Origin of the sequence: Conexibacter sp. S30A1, from assembly GCF_023330665.1 — a bacterium.
GTDB lineage: Bacteria > Actinomycetota > Thermoleophilia > Solirubrobacterales > Solirubrobacteraceae > Palsa-465.
The window spans coordinates 284232-300526 of sequence record NZ_CP097127.1; the positions used below are offsets into that span (position 1 = coordinate 284232).

15 protein-coding genes are annotated in these 16295 nt (G+C 69.9%); 6 read left to right on the plus strand and 9 right to left on the minus strand.

Annotated features, from left to right (window positions below):
• The first annotated feature begins 1 nt into the window (after position 1).
• The 6 genes from cofH (at position 2) to fabI (ending at position 6268) form a co-directional block, all read left to right on the plus strand.
• Positions 2-2233, plus strand: a complete 2232-nt coding sequence (gene cofH, locus M3M54_RS01465; protein WP_249020420.1) for a 5-amino-6-(D-ribitylamino)uracil--L-tyrosine 4-hydroxyphenyl transferase CofH — start codon at positions 2-4, stop codon at positions 2231-2233.
• Positions 2234-2323: 90 nt separating this feature from the next.
• Positions 2324-3166 (plus strand): ACP S-malonyltransferase, encoded by an 843-nt coding sequence (locus tag M3M54_RS01470; protein WP_249020421.1) that lies wholly within the window; start codon positions 2324-2326, stop codon positions 3164-3166.
• Positions 3159-3920 (plus strand): 3-oxoacyl-ACP reductase FabG, encoded by a 762-nt coding sequence (gene fabG, locus M3M54_RS01475; RefSeq protein WP_249020422.1) that lies wholly within the window; start codon positions 3159-3161, stop codon positions 3918-3920. Before M3M54_RS01470 ends, fabG begins: the two co-directional genes overlap by 8 nt.
• 44 nt (positions 3921-3964) lie before the next feature.
• On the plus strand, positions 3965-4210 hold the full coding sequence (locus M3M54_RS01480) for an acyl carrier protein (protein WP_249020423.1): 246 nt from the start codon (positions 3965-3967) through the stop codon (positions 4208-4210).
• 32 nt (positions 4211-4242) lie between these two features.
• Positions 4243-5466: a beta-ketoacyl synthase gene (locus M3M54_RS01485; RefSeq protein WP_249020424.1), complete on the plus strand. Its 1224-nt coding sequence runs from the start codon at positions 4243-4245 to the stop codon at positions 5464-5466.
• Positions 5467-5482: 16 nt separating this feature from the next.
• Entirely contained in the window at positions 5483-6268 is a 786-nt protein-coding gene (fabI, locus tag M3M54_RS01490) for an enoyl-ACP reductase FabI (RefSeq protein WP_249020425.1), read from the plus strand.
• On the opposite strand, the gene M3M54_RS01495 is transcribed toward fabI, so the two are convergent.
• The 9 genes from M3M54_RS01495 to M3M54_RS01535 form a co-directional block, all read right to left on the minus strand.
• Positions 6252-7094, minus strand: a complete 843-nt coding sequence (locus M3M54_RS01495; RefSeq protein WP_249020426.1) for a thioredoxin domain-containing protein — start codon at positions 7092-7094, stop codon at positions 6252-6254. The genes fabI and M3M54_RS01495 overlap by 17 nt on opposite strands.
• 87 nt (positions 7095-7181) lie before the next feature.
• On the minus strand, positions 7182-8681 hold the full coding sequence (locus tag M3M54_RS01500) for an APC family permease (RefSeq protein WP_249020427.1): 1500 nt from the start codon (positions 8679-8681) through the stop codon (positions 7182-7184).
• On the minus strand, positions 8678-10126 hold the full coding sequence (locus M3M54_RS01505) for an aldehyde dehydrogenase (protein WP_249020428.1): 1449 nt from the start codon (positions 10124-10126) through the stop codon (positions 8678-8680). The genes M3M54_RS01500 and M3M54_RS01505 overlap by 4 nt, the downstream gene beginning before the upstream one ends.
• Positions 10123-10926, minus strand: coding sequence for an acetoacetate decarboxylase family protein (locus M3M54_RS01510; RefSeq protein ID WP_249020429.1), 804 nt, complete (start codon positions 10924-10926; stop codon positions 10123-10125). Before M3M54_RS01510 ends, M3M54_RS01505 begins: the two co-directional genes overlap by 4 nt.
• Positions 10923-11846: a VOC family protein gene (locus tag M3M54_RS01515; protein WP_249020430.1), complete on the minus strand. Its 924-nt coding sequence runs from the start codon at positions 11844-11846 to the stop codon at positions 10923-10925. Before M3M54_RS01515 ends, M3M54_RS01510 begins: the two co-directional genes overlap by 4 nt.
• A complete protein-coding gene (locus M3M54_RS01520; protein WP_249020431.1) occupies positions 11843-13048 on the minus strand; it encodes a cytochrome P450 in 1206 nt (401 codons plus the stop codon). The genes M3M54_RS01515 and M3M54_RS01520 overlap by 4 nt, the downstream gene beginning before the upstream one ends.
• The gene (locus M3M54_RS01525; RefSeq protein WP_249020432.1) at positions 13048-14361 is read right to left on the minus strand and encodes a glutamine synthetase family protein; all 1314 of its coding nucleotides are present in this window, start codon (positions 14359-14361) and stop codon (positions 13048-13050) included. The genes M3M54_RS01520 and M3M54_RS01525 overlap by 1 nt, the downstream gene beginning before the upstream one ends.
• A complete protein-coding gene (locus M3M54_RS01530; protein ID WP_249020433.1) occupies positions 14358-15053 on the minus strand; it encodes a type 1 glutamine amidotransferase in 696 nt (231 codons plus the stop codon). The genes M3M54_RS01525 and M3M54_RS01530 overlap by 4 nt, the downstream gene beginning before the upstream one ends.
• Positions 15050-16288 carry an NAD(P)/FAD-dependent oxidoreductase gene (locus tag M3M54_RS01535; protein ID WP_249020434.1) on the minus strand — a complete coding sequence of 413 codons (1239 nt, stop codon included), beginning with the start codon at positions 16286-16288 and terminating at the stop codon, positions 15050-15052. Before M3M54_RS01535 ends, M3M54_RS01530 begins: the two co-directional genes overlap by 4 nt.
• Between the last annotated feature and the right edge of the window lie 7 nt (positions 16289-16295).

The window sequence follows — 16295 nt, forward strand, 5'->3', positions numbered from 1 at the left end:
AGTGCGCCGCCGCGTCACATTCTCAAGAAACGTCACGCTGTCGCTTTCGCGCACGTGTCGCTGCTACTGCAAGTACTGCGCGTTTGCGACCCACAGGACGCACCTGCATGAGCCTGAGGAGGTGCTCGAGCTGCTTGACCGCGCCGTTTCGCGCCATCGCGCCAAGGAGCTTCTGGTGCTCACCGGCGAGCGTCCGGAGGTCAACGCGGGCGTGCGGGAACGGCTCTCAGCGCTCGGGTTCGAGGACTTCGTGGCCTACGTCGTGTGGGTCTGCGAGCGGGCGCTCGAGCGTGGCCTGCTGCCGCACACCAACCTCGGTGTGCTGAGCGCCACGGACCTGGCGCGGCTGCGCGAGGTGACCGCATCGCAGGGGCTGATGCTCGAGTCAGTCAACGCCGAGCTGATCGCCCACCAGGGCTCGCCGACCAAGCACCCGCAGGCACGCCTTGAGACGATCGCGGCCGCCGGTGAGCTGCGTATCCCTTTCACCAGCGGCATCCTCGTCGGGATCGGCGAACGCCCGGAGGAGCGCTTCGCCGCGATCGATGCGCTGGCGGACCTGCACGCGGCGCACGGCCATCTGCAGGAGATCATCATCCAGAACTTCGTTCCGCACCAGAGCTACTACGGCCGCGAGCCGGCACAGATCGCCACCGACGCGGCCGCTCGGTACTGGCGCACCGGGATTGGCGCCGCGCCCGAGCTGGCGGCGCCGCCGTGGGCGTGCGAGGTGACCCTCGACGACCTGCGCGACCTGGTGGCCCATGCCCACGCGCGGCTGCCCGGCGTCGGCATCCAGGTCCCGCCGAACCTGTCGGACTGGTGGCCCGAGCTCGTGGCGGCGGGCGCCACAGACCTCGGCGGCCTGTCGGCCAACGGCGATCACATCAGCCCTGAGCACCCTTTCCCGTCGCCTGCGCAGGTGCGCAAACGCCTCGCACAGGACGGCTACGCGTTGTCTGAGCGGCTCTGCGTCTACCCGGAGTTCATCGACCAGGCCTGGGTCGCGCAGGGCGTGCTGGACGTGATCAAGACCAGCTACTGGTCGTTCATCCCGCGGCGCGGCTCGGGGCGGCGCAGCGAGCTGGTGATCGCCCCGGACCTGGCCGGACGGGCGATCGAGAAGGGCGCCCGCGGCGAGCGTCTGGACAGCGAGGAGCTGACCGCCCTGTTTGCGGAGGAACGACCCGAGGTGATCGAGGAGCTCCGGGCGGCCGCTGACGCGCTGCGCGCCGAGCTGGCGGGGGAGACCGTCACCTTCGTCGTGAACCGCAACATCAACGTCTCCAACGTCTGCACCGTCGGCTGCGCGTTCTGCGGCTTCGGACAGGGCAAGCGCTCACCCGACGCCTACGAGCATTCGGAGGCGGACTTTGCCGCGCGTATTGCCGACGCGGTGGCGTTCGGGGCCACCGAGCTGTGCATCCAATCGGGCATCCACCCGGACTGGACGCTCGACACCTACCTGCACTGGTTGCGCTTCGCCAAGCAGGAGGGGGCGCGGCTTGGGGTCGATTTGCACCTGCACGCGTACTCGCCGATGGAGATCGCGCACATGTGCGACATCTCCGGTCTTTCGCCCGACGAGGTCTTTGTGCGGCTGCGCGACGCCGGTCTGGGCTCGACGCCTGGAACCGCCGCCGAGGTGCTGCACGACGGGGTGCGCGAGCGGATCTCGCCCAACAAGCTGCCGGTCGCCCGCTGGGTGCAGATCATCGAGGCCTCGCACCGCGCGGGCCTGCGCTCCACGGCGACCGTGATGTTCGGCCACATCGAGGAGCCCGCGGAGCTGGCCGAGCACGTGCGGGTGGTACGGGCCCTGCAGGAGCGCACGGGTGGGATCACGGAGTTCGTGCCGCTCTCCTTCATACCGTTCCAGACGCTGCTCGGGCGCACCCACGGGATCGAGGAAATCAGCCCCGAGGAGAACCTCAAGCACACCGCTGTCTTCCGCCTGGCGCTCGGGCGCAGCATCAGAAACCTGCAGGCAAGCTGGGTGAAGATGGGGCTCGACGCTGCGACCGAGGCGCTGCGCTGGGGCGTCAACGACCTGGGCGGCACGCTGATGGAGGAGTCGATCAGCCGCCTGGCCGGTTCCTACCACGGCGTCAAGCTCGACCCAGAGGATCTGGTGGCCGCCGCCCACTCGGCCGGCCGTCCCGCGGCCGAGCGCACCACGCTCTACAGCATCCGCCGCCGCTACTCGCTGGGTGAGCCGGCCGGCGTACGGTAGGTGCCGCGTGCCGTCGTGCCTCCCCCGAACGGGGGGCCAGCGCGCGCGGTCGCGTAACCTGCATCTCCACGGACACGTACGGTGATGGTGATGACGAGCGCTCTCATGTTTCCCGGTCAGGGAAGCCAGACCGAAGACATGCGCGACACGGTCGCGCAGCTGCGCCCCGACCTGCTCGCGCTGGCGTGCGAGGTGGTGGGCGAGGATCCCTTCCTGCAGGTCGAGCACGGCACCGCCTACGCGCAGCCGGCGATCTTCTGCGCAAGTCTCGCCGGCTACGGCGCGCTCGACGCTGCGACGCGGGCGGCGGCCAGTTACATGGCCGGGCACTCGCTCGGGGAGATCGGCGCGCTGGTCGCGGCCGGCGCGCTCTCAGAGCGCGACGGGCTGGAGCTCGTGGCGCTGCGCGGCCGCCTGATGCAAGAGGCCGGCGAGACCGCCGGTGACGGCGGCATGATCGCGCTGCTCGGCGCCGAGGCCGCGGCCCGCGCCAGCGAGGTGGCGCAGCCGCACGGGTTGGCGGTCGCCAACGACAACTCCCCCCAGCAGGTGGTGCTCTCGGGGTTGCGCAGCTCCCTGCCGGCGGCGGAGGCGACAGCCCGCGCGATCGGCCTGCGGGCGATGATCCTGCCCGTGACGGGCGCCTTTCACTCACCGCTGATGGCCTCGGCCGTGGCACCGTTCAGGCAGGCACTTGACCGTGTCGAGCTTCGCCCCACCGCGGTGACCGTCGTCTCGGCGGTCACCGCCATGCCGTTTGACGACGTGCGCGCGCGGCTGGTCGAGGCGCTCATCGGACCGGTGCGCTGGCGCGAGGTGCTGCTCTACCTGCACGCACGCGGCGTGCGGCGCTTTGTCGAGGTTGGCCCCGGCAAGGTGCTGACCGGGCTTGCCAAGCGCACCCTCAAAGAGGTCGAGCTCGCCAGTGTCTGAGCTCGGGTCTGCGCCGGCCTGGCCGCCGGCCGGCTGTGCCCTGGTCACCGGCGGCTCGCGCGGGATCGGCGCCGCGATCGCGCGCGCGCTCGCCCAGGAAGGCTGGCCGGTTGCGGTGAACTACAACGGCAGCGCACAGGCGGCCGCCGAGGTCGTCTCAGCGATCGAGGCAGCGGGCGGTCGTGCCGTGGCGCTGCAGGGGGACGTGGCTGACCCACAGGTACCCGAGCTGGTCTTCGCGCAGGCCGAGGAACGGCTGGGGGTGCCGGTGCTGGCGCTCGTCAACAACGCCGGTATCACCCGCGACAACCTCGCGCCATCGCTGACAGATGAGGAGTGGGACGCGGTGATCGCGACCAACCTGACCGGCGCGTTTCGCTTCACGCGGCGAGCGCTCAAGGGGATGATGCGCGCGCGGGTCGGACGGATCGTCAACATCGCCTCCGTCAGCGCGCTGCGGGCGAACCCGGGCCAGGCCAACTACGCCGCCGCCAAGGCGGGGCTGGTGCAGTTCACGCGCACCGTCGCCGTGGAGGTCGCGCGCCGGGGTGTGACGGTGAACGCCGTCGCCCCGGGCTTCATCGCCACGGACATGACCAGCGAGCTGATCGGACCGGATCTGCTCGCGGCGATCCCTGCCAGGCGCGCTGGCAATGTCGAAGAGGTGGCAGCTTGCGTACGCTTTCTCGTATCGCGGCAGGCGAGCTACGTGACCGGCGCGGTGCTTACAGTCGATGGCGGGCTGGGGGCCTGAGCGCTCCGGCTGCCGTGAACCCGAATGAAACGAAAGAGGAGCAGATGAGCGCAGTAACCAAGGAGCAGGTGCAGGAGCGGGTCGTCGAGGCGCTTGCGAGCTTTGGCCCGGACGCCGCCGACATCGCGCCGGAGTCCACCTTCGAGGAGCTCGACATCGACTCGCTGGACCTGGTCGAGCTGGCCCAGATCGTGGAGGACGAGTACGGCGTGGTGCTCAAGGGCGAGGACATGAAGGAGCTCAAGACCGTCGGCGAGGCGGTTGACCTGATCACCGAGCGCGCCAACTAGGCGCGCCGCGCTCAGGGACTGAAGGCGCCGCGATGGCTGACAAGCGTCGAGCTGTGATAACCGGGATCGGTGCGGTCACCCCGCTTGGGGTGGGTGCGCGCTACCTGCATGAGCGCTGGGCCCGGGGTATCAGCGGCGTCAGCGTGCGCGACGGTCAGGCCGGTGGTTACTGTGACGCCTACGACCCGGCTGAGCATCTCTCGGTCAAGGAGGCCCGCAGGCTTGACCGCTTCGCCCAGTTCGCCGTCATCGCCGCCGATGAGGCGATCGGCGACGCGGGCTGGTCCGACGGCAGCCCCTATGACCCGATGCGGGTCGGACTCGTGATGGCGACCGGGATCGGCGGCTTCACGACCGTGCAGGCGAACCTCGACGTGATGCGCGAGAAGGGCCCGACACGGATCTCGCCGCTGGGCATCCCGATGTACATGCCGAACGCCGCTGCGGCGGCGGTCTCGATGCGCCACGGCATCCAGGGCCAGTCCTTCGCCGTCGCCTCCGCCTGCGCCTCCAGCGGGCACGCGATCGGCCTGGCCGCCCGCATGATCCAGTACGGAGATGCGGATGCGGTCATCGCCGGCGGCGCCGAGGCGACGCTCACCGACTTCGGCTTCGGCTCCTTCAACACCATGTCGGCGCTGTCCAAGATCGGCATCTCGTGTCCGTTTGACGCGCGCCGCGACGGTTTCATCATGGGCGAGGGGGCCGGTGTGCTGGTGCTCGAGGAGTACGAGCAGGCACTCGCGCGCGGAGCCACGATCATCGGCGAGGTGGCGGGCTATGGCTCCACCTCGGACGCCCACCACCTGACCGCACCGGAGCCCACCGGCCGCCCGGCCGCCCAGGCGATCAAGCTTGCGCTCGACGATGCCGGCCTGACGCCGGGCGAGGTCAGCTACGTCAACGCGCACGGCACCTCCACCGAGCTCAACGACGCAGCCGAGACCGTGGCGCTCAAGCTGGCGCTCGGCGAGCACGCCTACCGGATCCCGGTCTCCTCGACCAAGTCGGCCACCGGGCATCTGCTCGGCGCCGCCGGCGCGATCGAGGCGGTCGCGACCGTGCAGGCGCTGAACGCGCGCGTCGTGCCGCCGACGCTCAACTACGAGGTTCCCGACCCGGAGCTCGACCTCGACTACGTGCCCAACAACGCCCGCGAGCTGGTGGTGGCTGGCGAGGGCGCCCCGGCTGCGATCTCAAACTCGTTTGCCTTCGGCGGGCACAACGTCTCGCTTGTGATCAGGGGCCGGGGATGATCGGCGGTGGGATCTGATGGCCGGCCTGCTGGCCGGCAAGCGGCTGTTGATCACCGGGGTCATCACCAAGGACTCGATGGCCTTTCACGTCGCGGCGCGCGCGCAGCAGGAGGGCGCCGAGGTGGTGCTGACGAGCTTCGGCCGCGTGCGGCGGCTGACCGAGCGAGCCGCGGCGCGGCTCGATACGCCCGTGGATGTGCTCGAGCTTGACGTCAACCGGCCCGAGGACCTGGAGGCCGTCGCGGCGGAGATCGGCTCACGCTGGGGCGGCCTTGACGGTGTGCTGCATGCGATCGCCTTCGCACCCGCAGACGCGCTCGGCGGGCGCTTCATGACCACGCCCGCCGCGAGCGCCTTGACCGCTTTTCAAACGAGCGCCTTCAGCCTCAAGGCGCTCGCGGCGGCGCTCGCGCCGCTGATGCCGCCAGGCGCATCGATCGTCGGCCTTGACTTCGATGCCTCGCGCGCCTGGCCGGTGTATGACTGGATGGGGGTCGCCAAGGCGGCGCTCGAGTCGGTGTCACGCTACCTGGCACGCGATCTGGGCGCCCGTGGCATCCGCGTGAACCTCGTGAGCGCGGGGCCGCTCGGCACCGTCGCCGCGCGCGACATTCCCGGCTTTGAACAGCTGGCCGCGCTCTGGCAGCAGGGGGCGCCGCTCGGCTGGGACATAACGGACCCCGCGATCATCGCGGGGCCCGTCTGCTTCCTGCTATCTGAGCTCGCGCGCGGGATCTCGGGTGAGATCCTGCATGTCGACGGCGGCTTTCACGCCGTCGGCGCGGCTATTGCACCGAGTTGATCGCGCTCACGTAGGCGCTGTAGCCCTTCTGCGGCAGACCGATGATCGCGTTGGCGACGCCCTTGGGGCCGCTGATCACGAGCGTCGGGGTGGAGCCACCCTGGCTGACCGTGATGCCCTGCTGGTTCTGAGCGTTGATCTCGCGCTTCAGGCTCGCGAGCTTGCGGTCGGCCATCCACTTTTTGAAGTTGAGGCCCGGGATCTGCTTGGCGAGCCCTTCCAGGTAGCTCTCGGTGACGTAGTTGGTCGCCTCGTGTCCCTGCTCGTTGTACATCAGCTCGATGTAGTTCCAGCCCTTGCCCTGCAGGCCGGCGGCGTAGGCGGCGACCTGCTGCTGCATGAACGCGCTCTTGTCAGGGTTCAGGCTCGAGGCGGTCTCGAGCGACTTGTAGACGAGCTTGGCCTTGCCGGGGCGCACGTAGTCGGTGATCAGCTTGTCCAGCCAGCCCGACCCCTGCTCGCTCTCAGGGTTGGTGAAGCTGGTCGGCGTCGCCAGCACGTCGCAGACCGAGCACTCGAGGTCGCCGTACTCGGTGATCGTCACCGGTGCACTGGGCTTGCCGAGCGTCTCGCCCGACTGCGGGATGCCGGCCAACAGGCCGTTTACGTGCGTCTGTGCCGTCTTCGCCTCGGGGCTGTTGACGTTGACGGCCTTGCCGCCGCCCGCTGAGAGCGCGATCGCCACGACCACGACCGCGACCGCCACCACCACCGCCCCACCCAGGATCTGGATGCGCCGCGTGCGCGCGGCCCTGCTGGCCGCCTCCTGCTGTGCGGCCAAGCGCTGCTGGCGGGCCGCCTCCTTCTGTTCCTTGCGTGAAGCCATACGCCAAGTAAATCAGGAGGGGGCCCGCCGAATCGAACAACTGTGTAAGGGTCGCGTCAAGTCCGGCCGTCGTTTGGCGGCGCGAGCCTACGCCTGCAGGCCGGGCTGCGGCTTGAAGGTGGCGCTCTCATCCAGCGGCGGCACGCCGTGGTGCTCGAGTGCGTGCTGAGCCGCGGCTGCGACCCGCTCCGGGTGACGAGCGCGCATGTAGGCGAGCCACACCCCGACCAGCACCGCGCAGGCGCCGGCGATGATCAGGCTGAGGTCTCCGGGGTAGGGGGGGAACGGGTTCAGCGACCCGTAGTAGGCCAGCACCGGCGTGGCCACACCCACGATTGCGACCACCAGCCGCCAGAGCCGCGCGCCGCCGCTCCAGTCGCGCCAGATGATCCGGAAGGCTGCAACCGCCAGCATCGCGTAGACCGCCTCGATCAGAAACGAGCCGACGCCGGCGCTGACCTGGAAGGCCTCGATGTTGTTGGGCAGCTTGACGAGGTTGCCCAGCGTTGTCACCCCGCCGAGGATGATCGCGATCGTGCCCGCGGCGAGGATCACGAGGTTGCCGCCGAGCGGTGTCTCGTGACGTGAGAGGCGCGTGGTGAACTTCGGCAGCAGGCCGTCGCGGCCGAGCGCGAAGAACACGCGCGAGCCGGCGACGGTGAACGCCAGCGCCACCGAGATCGAGTCGAGCATCACGACCAGGTCGATCAGCACCGAGAGCCAGTGACCGTCGTAGGTCTGTGCCAGCGCCCCCATCGGCGAGGGGTCCGCGGCCCAGGCGGTGGCCGACTGTTTGACGCCGAAGCCGACGGCGCCCGCGTAGGTGACCAGCAGGAAGAACACGCCGGCGAGCGCGACCGAGCCGATCAGCGCCGTCGGGATCGCCTTGTGCGGCTCGCGCGCCTCCTCGCCGATCGATGCTGCGGCCTCGAAGCCGATGAACAGCGTGACCGCGAACAGGATGCCGTGAAAGACGCTGCCCCACGAGCTGTGGCCGGTGCCGAACACGGCCAGCGTGTTGCCGTTGGCGCCGCCCTTGGCGATGATCGTGACCGCCAGGATCAGAAACGGGATCATCGAGATGCCCGCCAGCGCGAGCACACCCTGGATCGCGACCCTCACGCCGCGATGGTTGAGGCCCACGGCGATCGCCAGGATCACGATCGACGGGATCCACCAGGTGACGTTCACGTGGATGTCGGCGAGGAAGGTCTGGGCCAGAAAGCCGTTGGCGATGAACACGCCGCCACCGCCGAGGAAGAGGATGCCCAGGCCGTAGATGCCGGCGCCAAACACGCCCGCCATCGGGTGCGCGCCATGCACCAGGTACTCATACATCGCGCCGGCGCCCGCGTAGCGGCGCGCAAACAGCGAGATCACGTAGCCCAGGCAGACCGCGCCGATCGTGCCGAGCAGTACCGAGAGCGGCGTGCTGAAGCCGGCCACGCTCGCGATCAGGCCGGTCAGGAGACCGGCGGAGAACATCGGCCCGATCGCCAGCGACTGGCCGACGGCGTGGATCGTTGTCAGGCGCCGTTCGCCCAGGTGGCCCGACTCGCCGGCCACGACCTCATTGACAGTGCTCATCTGACGCTCCCCTCCAGGATCTGCAGTGTTTTCAAGTCCGAATAGAAATCCAGGGCGTAGTTGCCGCCCTCCCGGCCCAGGCCCGAGATGCCGATCCCGCCAAACGGCGCCGTCAGGTCACGCACCAGGAAGGTGTTGACCCACACGACCCCGGCGCGCACCGCCCGGCCGACACGGTCCGCGCGGCCCATGGAGCTCGTGTAGACGATCCCCGAGAGGCCGTAGGGCGTCGAGTTTGAAAGCGCGATCGCCTCCGCCTCGTCGGCGAAGGTCTGGAACGTCAGCACCGGTCCGAAGACCTCGCGCTGCACGATCTCAGAGTCGTTTGTGCGCGGTTCAAACAGCGTCGGTTCATACAGCAGGCCGCCGGCGGGCCGGCCGCCGCGCACCAGTCGGTCACCGGCCGCCACCGCGCGCTTGACGAAGCCGTCGACGCGCGCCAGATGCGCGGGATGAATGAGCGGCGAGACGGTTGTCTCGGGCGCGCGCGGGTCGCCCAGCACATGGCGGTCAACGGCCGCGTGGAAGCGTTTCAGGAACTCGTCACGGACGCTCTCCTGCACGAGCAGTCGGGTGCCTGCCAGGCAGACCTGGCCGGCGTCGTCGTACTGCCCGGCCGCCTTGGCGGCGGCGGCGTCCAGGTCGGCGTCTTCAAAGACGATCAGCGGCCCCTTGCCGCCGAGCTCGCCGGTGAACGGCACCAGGTTGCGCGCGGCCGCGACGCCGATCTCACGCGCGGTCTCGGGCGAGCCGGTGAAGGAGATGCGCCGCAGCAGGGGGTGTGCGACCAGCGCCGCTCCGGCCTGCTCGCCGGTTCCCTGCAGCACGTTGAAGACACCCGGCGGAAACCCCGCCTGGGCGGTCAGATCCGCGAGCAGCGAGCAGGACAGCGGCGACCACTCGGCGGGCTTCAGCACCACCGGGCACCCGGCCGCCAGCGCCGGCGCGACCTTCCAGGTGGAGAGCATGAAGGGCGCGTTCCACGGGGTGATCACCGCCGCCGGGCCGGCCGGCATGCGCTGCACCCGGTTCCAGGTGCCCTTTGATCGCCAGTCGCGCTCCTCGTAGGTGGCCGCCAGCTCGGCGTAGTTACGGAAGTTCGCGGCGGCACGGTGGATCACGCGCAGTCGCAGCGACTCAAGCAGCATGGCCATGTCGGCGCACTCGACCGCGGCCAGGCGCTCGACGTTCTGATCGATCAGGTCCGCCAGGCGAGCCAGCAGCGTCGCCCGCCCGGTTGCGCCAAGCGCGGCCCAAGCGGGCGCGGCCGCGTGCGCGGCCGCCACCGCCAGATCCGCCTCGCGCGCGCCGCCCGCGGCCACCCGCGCGATCACCGAGCCGTCTATGGGCGTTATCACCTCGAAGCGCTCATCGCCTGCGACGCGCTCACCGCCGATCCAGTGATCGGTTGAAACCTCGTGACCTGCGACGGTGGCGCTGCTCATCGCGTGTAATCCCGGACCGTGGTGAGGTCGTCCACCGTGTAGGCGAACGTGAAGCGGTAGCCGCGCACCACATCAAGCGGCGCAAGCAGCGTGTGCTCCTCGCCGGGGGCGGGCGAGAGCTCCAGCGTCGCGGCACCCTCCCAGACCTCGGAGACGCTGCGGTCGCGGCTGCGGGCGCGCACCAGCTCGTGCACCTGCGGCTCGTCGTGGCGCCCGGAGGTCAGGCGCGGGAAGTGACGCACGTTGACCAACGGCGGGTCGGTGTGCAGCGACCCGGATTCGCTCTCGCGCTCGAGTGTGAGCGTTGCGCGCGCCAGCTCACGCCCCCGCGCCGAGCAGCTTGCGCCGAAGCGTCCACCGGCGCCGCTGGCGGGCGTGGCCCGGCAGGGCAGCGCGAACTGGCGTGTCATCCAGACCTCGCCGAGCTGCTTGGGAAAGCCCTGGATCCAGCCGCGGGCCAGCGCGAAGTCCTGGTTGACCCAGATGAACGGGCAGGTGGTGACCGGCTCACCGTCGAGCAGACCACTGACCACCAGGTAGAACTCGCGATACTGGGAGCGCACCGGGTCGATCAGCTCCTCACCGCTCTGTGAGCAGGACTGCCAGTCGACGAACACCGCGGCGCAGCGGCCCGCGTCGGGATGGCGCTCGAGTCCCTCCGGCAGCAGTGAGGCGGCCGCGTCCGGATCGGCGTGAAAGTCGATCACGATGAAGTCGCCGACGTAGTGCCACGGCGGCGGCGGCACGAGGCTCGCCCGACCGGACGGTGTGCGGGGAACGGTGTAGCCCTGAAGCGTCATTTGGACTCCTCTCCGAGCGGGATGCCGAGCATCTCCAGGCTCTCGCGCTCCGATTCGATCGCCGCCTGGTCAAAGCGGAAGTAGGAGCGCGGCGGCAGCGGCCCCCAGGTGTTTGATGAGAAGCGGTCGTCGGGCCAGCGGCGGGGCCGGTGGCCCGCCTGCAGCTGCTCCATGTCGCAGTAGAGCTCGACGAAGCATTCCTCCTCGAGGATCCGCACATACGAGGCGATGTTGCCGCCGACGCCGTGACGCGTCGGCCCCCAGCCCAGCCAGCGTCCGTGGCGGCCGAGGTGGTCAAGCGCGGCGCGCATCTGGCCGATGTCGATCACGTCAAAGGCCAGATGGTGAAGGTGCGGCGCGCCCTTGTCGATCAGCGCCATCACGTGGTGGTCGGTGTTGACGTGAAACCAGACGCCGCCGTCACCCAGCCAGTCGGTCAGGTGCATGCCGAGCGCCTCGGTGTAGAAGCGCACCTGCTCGGTGAGGTTGCCGGTCAGGAAGTTGACGTGGCCGAGCTTGCGCGGGTGCCCCGGTGCCGGGTTGGCGGCGGGGCGCGCGTGCGGCACAAGCAGCGACGGCGGCTGGCGGTGGCCGATCAGCCTGATCGAGTTGCCGTCGGCGTCATGGGTCTCGATGCCGCCCTCGCCGTCGTCTGTGACCTGCGCGCCGAACTGCTCGAGGTGCGCGCGTGCCTGCTCCAGTCCGCAGCCCGCCGCCAGCTCGTAGGCGACGTGATCAAAGCCCGCCGGGGCGCCGGCGATCAGCTCGAGCGCGCAGGGCTCGTCGTCGCAGGCAAGCCGCGCGACGTGCTCGTCGCGCCCAGCCTGACGCAGCCCGAACTGCTCAGACCAGCGGCTGGCGGCCTCGTCGAGGTCAGCGACGCGCAGGCCGACGTGGTCGATCCGGGAGATCTCGATCATCGCGTGACCCTCACGGGCAGGCGCTTGATGCCGTTGAAGAAGTTCGAGCGCAGCCGCTCAGGCGGGCCGGCGAGCTCGAGCTGCACGTCGCGTGCGAGCAGGTCCTCGAACGTGATCCGCACCTCGAGCTTGGCCAGATGGGCGCCCAGGCAGTGGTGCACGCCACCCGGCCCGAAGGTCAGGTGCGGGTTCGGTGTGCGGCCGATGTCGAAGCGCTCGGGCGATCCGAACACCGCCTCGTCGCGGTTTCCGGAGACAAACCAGGTCGTCACCTTGTCGCCCGCACGGATCTGCGTGCCCGCGAGCTCCGTGTCAACGCGCGCGGTGCGGCGGAAGTGATGCACGGGGGTCGCCCAGCGGAGTATCTCCTCGGTCGCGGTGCGCCCCAGCTCCGCGTAGTTGGCGCGCAGGCGCTCACGCTCGTCGGGGTGCTCGCTGAGGGCGATCAGCCCGTGGGTGATCGTGTGTCTGGTCGTCTCATTGCCAGCGGTGGCCAGCAGCACGAAGTACACGTCAAGCTCGCGCTGGGTGAGCCCGGCCGCGACCAGATCGCTCATCACGTCGTTGCGCGGGTGCTCGCGGCGCTCATCCGCGATGCGGCGGCCGAAGGCGAACATCTCGAGCGCTGCCGGGCTCGAGAACGGCAGGTCGCGGTGTGCGTCATCGTCGCCGTCGTGCGCGTACTCGGGGTCGGCGTTGCCGAGCAGGCGGTCGCCGATCTCGATGATCTCGCGCCGCTCCGACTGCGGCACGCCGAGGATCTCGGCAAAGACCTGCATCGGGATCTCGGAGGCGACCTCGGCCACGAAGTCAAACTCGCCCTTGGCCATCGCGCCGTCAAGCACCTCTCTGACAACCTTGCGCACCTGCTCCTCCCAGACGCCCACCGCCTTCGGTGTGAAGCGACGGTTGACCAGCGCGCGCAGCTCGTCGTGGCGGGGCTGGTCGGTGTCGATCATCGACTTGCGCGCCTCGATCTGCTCGGGCTCGAGGTCCTCGAGTGAGGTGCCACCGATCTCGGAGGAGAAGACGTCAGGGTTGCGGTGCACGGTACGGATGTCCTCGTAGCGGGTCACGGCCCAGAAGCCGCGCCCCCCGTCTGGCTCCGGGTTCCAGTGCACGGGGTCCTCGTGGCGCAGCTGCGCGAACGCCGCGTGCGGTACTGCGTCTATGAAGTTGTCGTGGTCTGAGAGGTCGATCATCACAGGTGGTGTAGGTATTCGTTGATTTGCCAGTCCGACACCCATTCGCGGTGGCGTTTGAGTTCAAAGCCCTTCATCGCCAGAAACGTCTCGACGATCTCGGCACCGAGCCCGTCACGCAGCACCTCATCAGCGGCGAGCGCGGCGAGCGCCTGGTCCAGCGTGGAGGGGAGCTGTGTGCCGATCAGCTCGGGGGCAGCGTGATAGGCGTCACCTGACAGCGGTGGCGGCGGCTCGAGCCGGCGGCGCACACCGTCGGCGCCGGCGTGCAGCACGGCGGCGATCGCCAGATAGGGGTTGGCCGAGCCGTCGCCGACGCGCAGCTCCACCCGTGTGGAGCCGCCGCGCTCGGGTGGGATGCGCACAAACGTGGAGCGGTTGTCAAAGCCCCAGTTGGCGTGTGTCGGCGCGAGCGAGTCGGGCAAAAGCCGGCAGTAGGCGTTGACCGTCGGGTTGAGCAACGCCATCAGCGCGGGCGCGTGCTCGATCAGGCCTGCCGTGAACCAGCGCAGCTCATCGCTCACACCCTGATCGGAGGCGGGCGCGGCAAACGCGTTGTGGCCGTCACGTGCGAGCGAGACATGCAGATGCGTGCCGGACCCGCCCTGGTCGTTGAACGGCTTGCCCATGAAGGTGGCGTGCAGCCCGTTGATCGCGGCGATGTCCTTGACGGCGGTCTTGAGCAGGAAAGCGCGGTCGGCGGCGGCGAGCGCTTCACCGTGGCGCAGGTTGATCTCGTACTGCGAGTTCATGAACTCGTGGTTGACCGCGAAGACCTCAAGCCCGATCTGCTCGAGCTGCTCGGTCATCTCGCGCACCAGGCCTTCAGGGTCGGCCAGCGGGCCGACCGTGTAGACCATGCTCAGGTTGTCAAGCAGCCGCCGCACGCCGTTAGGTGCTTCGGGGTCGCGAACGACGATGAAGAACTCGAGCTCGGGACCGACGATCGGCTCAAAGCCGAGTTCGCGCACCTGCTCGCAGGCGGCCGCCAGCGCGCCGCGCGGGTCAGGGAAGCTCGCACCGTCGGAGGCCGGGCGCAGGTCGGCCAGGCAGCAGGTGACCCCGGGCTCCCAGGGCAGCCTCCGCATGGTGGCGCGGTCCGGGAAGGCGATGAAGTCCGGATAGCCCTCCTCACCGCCGACCACCGGCGTGTGGCGCAGGTCGGTGCCGAACACCGCGGCGCAGAAGGCTACGCCGTGCTCGGCGACGCGGTCGAACTGCCGGATTGGTATGTCCTTGCCACGGGCGAACCCGTGCAGGTCGGGGTAGAGCACACGCACCGTCGTGATCGGCTCGTCGGGCTCGCTTGTCACTTACCGCTCCTCTCTGCGCGTCGGGCGCGCTGCCAGAAACCGTCAAACAGCTTGAAGGCGTTGGCTTTTGCCAGCGGCGCCTCGCCGCGACCTGCCTCGAGCCGCGCCACCGCGTCGATTCCGAGCCGGGTGAGGCTCTCGGTGTCCATCGCGGCCCATTTGGAGACGATCTCGATGGTGCTCTCGGGGTGAAACTGGGTGCCCAGATGGAGCCCGTGGCTGAAGGCCTGCACGCCGGCCGGCGTGCGAGCCAGCTCGCGCGCGCCCGGTGGCAGCGTGAAGCGCTCGTAGTGCCACTCGAGCCACGGCCCGGCTGCGATCAGCTCGGGGTCGTCGGTCTCGATCTGATACCAGCCGATCTCGGGCTCCGGCGCATGCTGGACCTCGCCGCCGAGCACGTCGGCCAGCACCTGCCCGCCATAGCAGAGGCCGAGCACGGGCACGTCGGCCGCCACCGCTGCGCCGATCAGGCCAAGCGTCTGCTCGACGGCCGGTAGGTGGCGGTCAAGCGGGCTGTTGGCCGAGCCTAGGCAGCTGACGAAGCTCCTGTCCGCCACCGTCGGTTCCGGATCGTCGGTGTAGGTGCGATGGACCTCGAAGGGGATCCCACGCGCCTTGGCCCAATCGGCGAGCAGGCCGGGCGGGGTATCCGGCTCGTGCTCGAGGATCAGCGCGCTCGCCGGGGCGCTCACGGCGTCGCTCCAACCGGGCTGCCGAGGGTGGCGTCCTCCTGCGCGAGCGCCTCCTTGAGCTCGGCCAGCGGCCGCGGTGTCTGCAGCGCCCGGCGATACCAGGCCAGCCGCCGCGCGGCGTTCACGGCTACCACACCCACCACCAGGCGGCCCTGCACGCAGGCGGCAACGAACCTCCCGCCGTCAGGCGCGAGCTCGAGCAGCTCGCTGTGCTCGGCCAGCGCCGGACAGCCGAGCGCCTGGATCTTGGCGTCGTACTGGTCGGTCCAGAAGTACGGCGGGGCCGTGTGAGCGGTGCGCTCGTCGTGCGCCACCAGGGCGTTGCGCCCCGCCAGCTGCCCGTGCTCAGCGGCCGTCGTCCAGTGCTCGACCCGCACGCGCGCACCACCGGCCAGTGCGGCCGGCACCGAGGCGATGTCGCCGGCGGCGAGGATCTCCGGATCGCGGGTGCAGGTCAGCGTCGGGTCGCAGGCCACGCCTGGGTCGAGCTCGAGCCCGCTGCCGGTCAGCCATTCGGTGTTGAGCATCGCGCCGAGCGCGATCAGAACCGTGTCGGCTTGCAGCGAGGTGCCGTCGCTCAGGCGGGCGCCGGTGACCCGCTGGTCGTCGTCGTCGCTGAGCAGCTCGGCGAGCCCCACGCCGAGGCGCAGCTCGATACCGTGGTCGCGATGCATCGCTGCCCAGCGCTCGCCGAGCACGGGCCCGAACGGCAGCAGCGGGTGGCTTGCGATGTCGATCATCGTCACCTCCACGCCGAGGCTCCGCGCGCTGGCGGCCACCTCGCAGCCGATGAAGCCGGCACCAACGACCAGCAGCCTGCGTGTGTCCTTTAGCGCGGCGCGCAGGGCGATAGCGTCCTCCAGCGTGCGCAGCGTATGAACGCCGTCCAGCTGAGCACCGGGGCCGTCGAAGCGCCGCGCGCGGCAGCCCGTGGCGACTATCAGGCGGTCGTAGTGCTCCTCGTCGCCGTCGTGCAGCCGGATCCGCCGCCGCGCACGGTCGAGTCCCGTCGCCTCCGTTGCCAACCGCCACTGCACGTCGAGCTCGTCCACGGGCAGCGCCGAATCCTCGATCTCCTGCCTGCCCTGCAAGAGCTCCTTGGAGAGCGGCGGGCGCGTGTAGGGGAGATGCGGCTCGGCGCCGATCACGATCAGCTCGCCCTCATGGCCTGCGCGCCGCGCGGCTTGCGCCGCGCGCAGGCCGGACAGTGAGGCTCCGACGATCACGAGCCGCATCGCAGGC